6 protein-coding genes are annotated in these 6,740 nt (G+C 69.7%); 5 read left to right on the forward strand and 1 reads right to left on the reverse strand.

Annotated features, from left to right (window positions below):
- The first annotated feature begins 492 nt into the window (after nucleotides 1-492).
- The 4 genes from AB0M28_RS39255 to AB0M28_RS39270 all read left to right on the forward strand — a co-directional run bounded on the left by AB0M28_RS39255 (nucleotide 493) and on the right by AB0M28_RS39270 (nucleotide 2,274).
- Nucleotides 493-675 (forward strand): hypothetical protein, encoded by a 183-nt coding sequence (locus tag AB0M28_RS39255; protein WP_365415431.1) that lies wholly within the window; start codon nucleotides 493-495, stop codon nucleotides 673-675.
- A gap of 50 nt (nucleotides 676-725) precedes the next feature.
- Nucleotides 726-1,229, forward strand: a complete 504-nt coding sequence (locus AB0M28_RS39260) for a BlaI/MecI/CopY family transcriptional regulator (RefSeq protein ID WP_365415433.1) — start codon at nucleotides 726-728, stop codon at nucleotides 1,227-1,229.
- Nucleotides 1,230-1,238: 9 nt separating this feature from the next.
- On the forward strand, nucleotides 1,239-1,772 hold the full coding sequence (locus AB0M28_RS39265; RefSeq protein WP_365415435.1) for an amino-acid N-acetyltransferase: 534 nt from the start codon (nucleotides 1,239-1,241) through the stop codon (nucleotides 1,770-1,772).
- Between the two features lie 166 nt (nucleotides 1,773-1,938).
- The gene (locus AB0M28_RS39270; protein WP_365415437.1) at nucleotides 1,939-2,274 is read left to right on the forward strand and encodes an Lsr2 family protein; all 336 of its coding nucleotides are present in this window, start codon (nucleotides 1,939-1,941) and stop codon (nucleotides 2,272-2,274) included.
- An 84-nt stretch (nucleotides 2,275-2,358) separates the two neighbouring features.
- Here the strand turns inward: AB0M28_RS39270 and AB0M28_RS39275 are convergent, their stop codons facing one another.
- A complete protein-coding gene (locus AB0M28_RS39275) occupies nucleotides 2,359-2,937 on the reverse strand; it encodes a hypothetical protein (protein WP_365415439.1) in 579 nt (192 codons plus the stop codon).
- A 433-nt stretch (nucleotides 2,938-3,370) separates the two neighbouring features.
- Between AB0M28_RS39275 and AB0M28_RS39280 the strand changes: the two genes are divergently transcribed.
- Nucleotides 3,371-5,899 (forward strand): ATP-dependent Clp protease ATP-binding subunit, encoded by a 2,529-nt coding sequence (locus AB0M28_RS39280; RefSeq protein ID WP_365415440.1) that lies wholly within the window; start codon nucleotides 3,371-3,373, stop codon nucleotides 5,897-5,899.
- The last annotated feature ends 841 nt before the right edge of the window (nucleotides 5,900-6,740 follow it).

Raw genomic sequence — 6,740 nt, forward strand, 5'->3', positions numbered from 1 at the left:
GGGGCTGGTAAGCCCCCCAGCGACCACCGGCCGGGGACGGAAGAGGGCGGGCGGTCGCGGCCCGGCGCTCGCGGGTTGGTGACCGTTCGCCGTTATGGATCGAAGCGATTCTGCGGCCCCAAGGGGCCTTGCCGGCCGGAGCGCGGGGGAACGGCGCCAAGGCGCCGCCCAGCGAACGGCTCCGCTGACGCTACGCCGGATACGCAGCGAGGCGGCTCCGCCGCGCTGCGCCGGATACGGAGCGAGGCGGCTCCGCTGCGCTGCGCCGGCATGCCGGCGTGACCGGCCCCCTTCCAGCCCGTCCGGCGTCTGAGGACTGAGGCGCGAAGCGCCGAACCGCGCCGCAGGCGCCAGCGGGGCTGGACGCTTCCAGCGTGACCGCAGCACCACCTCAGCCCGTCCGGCGTTTGAGGACTGAGGCGCGAAGCGCCGAACCGCGCCGCAGGCGCCCCGCAAACCGCAGCACGCGCAGCGAGCCGTACCCTGACACCCATGGACTACGTATCCGCATTGGTGCCGCCGACCGTGATGGCGATCCTCTTCACGTTCCTCATCATCAGGATGGTGAAGAGCCAGGGAGGCCCCAACAAGGCCAAGGAAGACGCAATCCTCGACCAGGCGGAAGCCGCCACCGCGCAGGCAAGCGCGCTCCGCCAGAAGACGAGCGATTCCTAAACGCCCGAATTGACAGGGTTCCCGGGAACACCCCGGGTATCGTGCTCTGCGTGGTCCGCCCATTAGGAGAGCTCGAAGACGCCGTCATGACCCGGGTCTGGCAGTGGAACCGCCCGGTCACCGTCCGGGAAGTGCTGGAGGAACTCCAGCAGGATCGGTCCATCGCTTACACGACGGTCATGACCGTCATGGACAACCTCCACACAAAGGGCTGGCTGCGCCGCAGCACCGAAGGCCGCGCTTATCGATATGAGGCGGTCTCCACCCGCCCCGCGTACTCCGCCGCCCTCATGAACGAAGCCTGGGCCGCCAGCGACAACCCCGCCGCGGCCCTCGTCGCCTTCTTCGGGATGATGTCCCCGGAACAGCTCGAGGCCCTGCGGGACGCGCTGCGGGTCGTATCCATTGATACGGCCGAACCCCCTTCCGCGAATCCCCCGCAGCCTCCACCCATTGCGAATGACGCCCACGAAGCGGCGCCCCGCGAAGAGACCCCCCGCGAAGAGACGCCCCCCGAAGACCCCGGCTCCGCCCCGGAAGCCCCGGGGCGATAGCGTCCGCCCATGAGTGACGCACGACCCCGCTTTTCCGCCTCGGTCACCGTGCGCCGCGCCCGCACCACGGACGTCCGCGCCCTGCGGCGGCTGCTGGACGAGTACGCGCACGACGGCATCCTGCTGGACAAGGCGACGGTGACCCTCTACGAGGACATCCAGGAGTTCTGGGTGGCCGAGCGGGACGAGGACGGGCAGGTCGTCGGCTGCGGGGCGCTGCACGTGATGTGGGAGGACCTGGCCGAGGTCCGGACCCTGGCCGTCGATCCCGTGGCCCGCGGCACCGGCGTCGGGCACCTTTTGCTCGCCAAGCTCCTGCAGACCGCCCGCTGGCTCGGCGTCCGCCGAATTTTCTGCCTGACGTTCGAGGTGGACTTCTTCACGAAGCACGGCTTCACAGAGATCGGTGAGACTCCGGTGGATACGGATGTCTACAGTGAGCTGCTGCGTTCCTATGACGAGGGCGTTGCGGAGTTCCTGGGGCTGGAGCGGGTGAAGCCGAACACCCTGGGCAACAGCCGGATGCTGCTGCAACTGTATTGATCTCCGGCGATTGCCGCAGGAGATCACCGGAATCGGTGCGCTATGTCCGAATCGAGTGGATTTTGTACGGCAATCCCCTGTCGGGTTCTGCGCCAGGGTTTGTGTTTTTCCCGGAAAAGCGGTTTGCTTTCGCAGTACTCGTTGTTTTCGATGAAAGGGAAGCCCGGTGGCACAGAAGGTTCAGGTCCTTCTTGTCGACGACCTCGACGGCGGCGAGGCGGACGAGACGGTCACGTTTGCCCTGGACGGCAAGAGCTACGAGATCGACCTCACCACTGACAACGCCGAGAAGCTCCGCAGCGCACTCGAGCCGTTTGTGAAGAACGGCCGCCGTACGGGCGGACGCTCGGCCGGTCGCAAGGTACGGGCCGCCGCGGGCGGTGACGATCTCACTCCGAAGATTCGCGCCTGGGCCAAGGAGAACGACATCGAGGTGAATGACCGCGGACGCGTGCCCGCCTCGGTCAAGGAGGCGTACAACAAGGCCCACGGTCTCGCCTGACCCGTTCTTCGGGCCGTTCGGCTCGGTCAGGGGGCGCTTTCCCGTTCGCCGGGTGGGAAACCCGGTGGGTGCGGGGCGCGCCCCCTAAGGCATTTCCGGCTCCCGGGCGCCGCCCGGCGGGCCCGTCGCCCCGGCCGGTGCGGAAAGCCCGGGGTGGAATAGCCGCAGCCGATGGCAGGCGGTGGCCGCCGCGCTGACGAGCCGTACGAGATCCGCGGGCTCCGCGCCGCCTGGGCCGCCTGCCCCAACCGGCTTTCCGGGCCCCCGCCCGCCCCCCTGCGTCAGCGTCAGCGCCGGCAGTCGGCCCAGCGCCTCCGGCGTCGGCGGGCGCAGCCACACCGCCCCCGCGAACTCGCCCGGCACCGGCCGGCGGGCGTCCAGGTCCAGCGGGATGTCGCCCCACTCCAGCCAGCACAGCAGGCCCGGCAGCTCCGCCGCCGACTCCGCGGCGATCAGGAAGCGCATCCGCCGGCCCGCCAGCGCCACCGGTCCCGTCCGCAGCCGCCGCCCGAGCACCGCGAGCCCCGCCGCCGCCGGCAGCTCGAGCACGTCGAACCCGTACGTCTCCCGCTGCCGCGGCACCCCCCGCGCCCCCGTCTGCGGGCGCGCGTGCGCGCAGCCCTGAGCGAACAGGACCGGCGCGGCCTCGGCGGTGGACCCCATGCCGGGATCAACGGCGAAGCGCCGCCCCGGTTACGTAAGGTGGCTGATCCAGCACTCTCCGTCCGCTTCCGGTCCGCCGATGGAACGCATGCTTGTTCGCCCTTAGCGCAGGGAAGCCGTGCCGAAATCGCATGTACCTGAACGCGGGGAGGGTAGAACTTGGCTAGTGGGAGCGGTGCGGCCCCCGTGCGGCCGGGGGTGGCGTTCGCCATCGGCGTAGCGGCAATGAGCGTATTCGCCTGGCCTGGGGGAACATCGTTCCGCACCATCAGGTTGGAGCAGGTGTCGACTTGTACGGTGCGGGAGGCTCGTGGAGTCAGCGTCCGGGTGTCGGCAGTTGGAATGAGCGGTCCCCGCTTGCGGGACTAAGCTGCGGAAGGACAGGGAGGGGACAGCCCCCTTTACTGCCTGACCGCTCTGAGGAGCGATAACGATGTTCGAGAGGTTCACCGACCGCGCGCGGCGGGTTGTAGTCCTGGCTCAGGAAGAAGCCCGGATGCTCAACCACAACTACATCGGCACCGAGCACATCCTTCTGGGTCTCATCCACGAGGGTGAGGGTGTCGCCGCTAAGGCCCTGGAGAGCCTCGGGATTTCGCTCGAGGCGGTCCGCCAGCAGGTGGAGGAGATCATCGGCCAGGGTCAGCAGGCCCCGTCCGGCCACATCCCCTTCACGCCCCGCGCCAAGAAGGTCCTGGAGCTGTCGCTCCGCGAGGCCCTTCAGCTGGGGCACAACTACATCGGCACGGAGCACATCCTGCTCGGCCTGATCCGCGAGGGCGAGGGCGTCGCCGCCCAGGTCCTGGTCAAGCTGGGCGCCGATCTGAACCGGGTGCGGCAGCAGGTCATCCAGCTGCTCTCCGGCTACCAGGGCAAGGAGGCCGCCACCGCCGGCGGCCCCGCCGAGGGCACCCCCTCGACGTCGCTCGTCCTGGACCAGTTCGGCCGCAACCTCACGCAGGCCGCTCGTGAGTCCAAGCTCGACCCGGTCATCGGGCGCGAGAAGGAGATCGAGCGCGTCATGCAGGTGCTGTCGCGCCGTACGAAGAACAACCCCGTGCTCATCGGTGAGCCCGGCGTCGGCAAGACGGCCGTCGTGGAGGGGCTCGCCCAGGCGATCGTCAAGGGCGAGGTGCCCGAGACGCTCAAGGACAAGCACCTCTACACCCTCGACCTCGGCGCCCTGGTCGCCGGCTCCCGCTACCGCGGTGACTTCGAGGAGCGCCTGAAGAAGGTCCTCAAGGAGATCCGCACCCGCGGCGACATCATCCTGTTCATCGACGAGCTGCACACGCTGGTCGGTGCGGGCGCCGCCGAGGGCGCGATCGACGCCGCCTCGATCCTCAAGCCGATGCTGGCCCGCGGCGAGCTGCAGACCATCGGCGCCACCACGCTGGACGAGTACCGCAAGCACCTGGAGAAGGACGCGGCCCTGGAGCGCCGCTTCCAGCCCATCCAGGTCGCCGAGCCGTCCCTCCAGCACACCATCGAGATCCTCAAGGGTCTGCGCGACCGGTACGAGGCGCACCACCGGGTGTCCATCACGGACTCCGCCCTGGTGGCAGCCGCGACCCTCGCCGACCGCTACATCTCCGACCGCTTCCTGCCGGACAAGGCGATCGACCTGATCGACGAGGCCGGCTCCCGGATGCGCATCCGCCGGATGACCGCTCCGCCGGACCTCCGCGAGTTCGACGAGAAGATCGCCGACGTGCGCCGGGAGAAGGAGTCGGCGATCGACTCCCAGGACTTCGAGCTGGCCGCGGGTCTCCGCGACAAGGAGAAGCAGCTGCTGGCCGCGAAGGCCAAGCGGGAGAAGGAGTGGAAGGCCGGCGACATGGACGTCGTCGCCGAGGTGGACGAGGAGCTGATCGCCGAGGTCCTGGCCACGGCCACGGGCATCCCGGTCTTCAAGCTCACCGAGGAGGAGTCCTCGCGTCTGCTGCGCATGGAGGACGAGCTCCACAAGCGGGTCATCGGCCAGAAGGACGCCATCAAGGCGCTCTCGCAGGCGATCCGCCGTACGCGGGCGGGTCTGAAGGACCCGAAGCGCCCGGGTGGCTCGTTCATCTTCGCGGGTCCCTCCGGTGTCGGTAAGACGGAGCTCAGCAAGACCCTCGCCGAGTTCCTCTTCGGCGACGAGGACGCGCTGATCCAGCTCGACATGTCGGAGTTCTCCGAGAAGCACACGGTCTCGCGCCTCTTCGGTTCGCCCCCCGGTTACGTGGGCTACGAGGAGGGCGGCCAGCTGACGGAGAAGGTGCGCCGCAAGCCGTTCTCGGTCGTCCTCTTCGACGAGGTCGAGAAGGCCCACCCGGACATCTTCAACTCGCTGCTGCAGATCCTGGAGGACGGTCGGCTGACCGACTCCCAGGGCCGGGTCGTGGACTTCAAGAACACGATCATCATCATGACCACCAACCTCGGCACCCGGGACATCTCCAAGGGCTTCAACCTCGGCTTCGCGGCCGCGGGCGACGTCCAGGCCGGGTACGACCGGATGAAGGTCAAGGTGGCGGAGGAGCTCAAGCAGCACTTCCGGCCCGAGTTCCTGAACCGTGTCGACGACATCGTCGTCTTCCACCAGCTGTCCCGGGAAGACATCATCGAGATCGTCGACCTGCGGATCAACGAGCTGGACAACCGGCTCAAGGACCGCGACATGGGCATCGAGCTCTCCACCGACGCCAAGAACCTGCTGGCCAAGAAGGGCTTCGACCCGGTCATGGGCGCCCGTCCGCTGCGCCGCGCGGTGCAGCGGGAGATCGAGGACACCCTGTCCGAGAAGATCCTCTTCGGCGAGCTGCGTCCGGGCCACATCGTGGTCGTCGACGTGGAGGGTGAGGGCGAAGAGGCCAAGTTCACCTTCCGCGGCGAGGAGAAGTCGGCCCTGCCCGACGCCCCGCCGGTCGACGCGGCGGCAGGCGGCACGGCCGGCCCCAACCTGACCAAGGAGGCGTAGGGGGGTGTAGGGCTCGGGCCCTGACCTCTGGTCGACGCTACGAAGGGCGCTCCCCTGTGGGGGGCGCCCTTTGGCGTGGGGGGTGGGGGGTGGGCTGCTGGGGGTGTTCGTGGCCGGTTGGCGGTGGGGATCGAAGTGATTCTGCGGCCCCAAGGGGCCTTGCCGGGCGGAGCGCGGGGGGCCGGCGCCTTGCGCCGCCCAGTGAACGGCTCCGCTGGCGCTGCGCCGGTGCGAAGCGGGGCGGCTCCGCTGCGCTGCGCCGGGGTGTGTCGTCGGGTGGGCCGGTGTGGTTGCGCCGGCTCCGCTGCGCTCCGCCGGCTGATGCGAAGCGAACGGCTCCGCTGGCGCTCCGCCGAGGGATGCCGTGGGTGACCCGGTGCGCTGGACCGGCTCCGCTGCGCTGCGCCGGCATGCCAGCGTGACCGGCCCCCTTCTCAGCCTGTCCGGCGTTTGAGGACTTCGGGCGAAGCCCGAAGCGCGTCAGCCGACGCAACCGCACCTCCAGCCGGTCCGGCGCTTGAGGACTGAGGCGCGAAGCGCCGAGTCGCGCCGCAGGCGCCTGCGGGACCGGACGCATCCGAGCGTGACCGCAGCACCATCCCAGCCCGTCCGGCGTTTGAGGACTGAGGCGCGAAGCGCCGAGTCGCGCCGCAGGCGCCTGCGGGACCGGACGCATCCGAGCGTGGCCGCAGCACCATCCCAGCCCGTCCGGCGTTTGAGGACTGAGGCGCGGAGCGCCGAGTCGCGCCGCAGGCGCCTGCGGGACCGGACGCATCCGAGCGTGGCCGCAGCACCATCCCAGCCCGTCCGGCGGTTGAGGACGAGGCGCGCAGCGCCGACC

Source organism: Streptomyces sp. NPDC051940 (genome assembly GCF_040680895.1).
Taxonomy (GTDB): Bacteria; Actinomycetota; Actinomycetes; order Streptomycetales; family Streptomycetaceae; genus Streptomyces.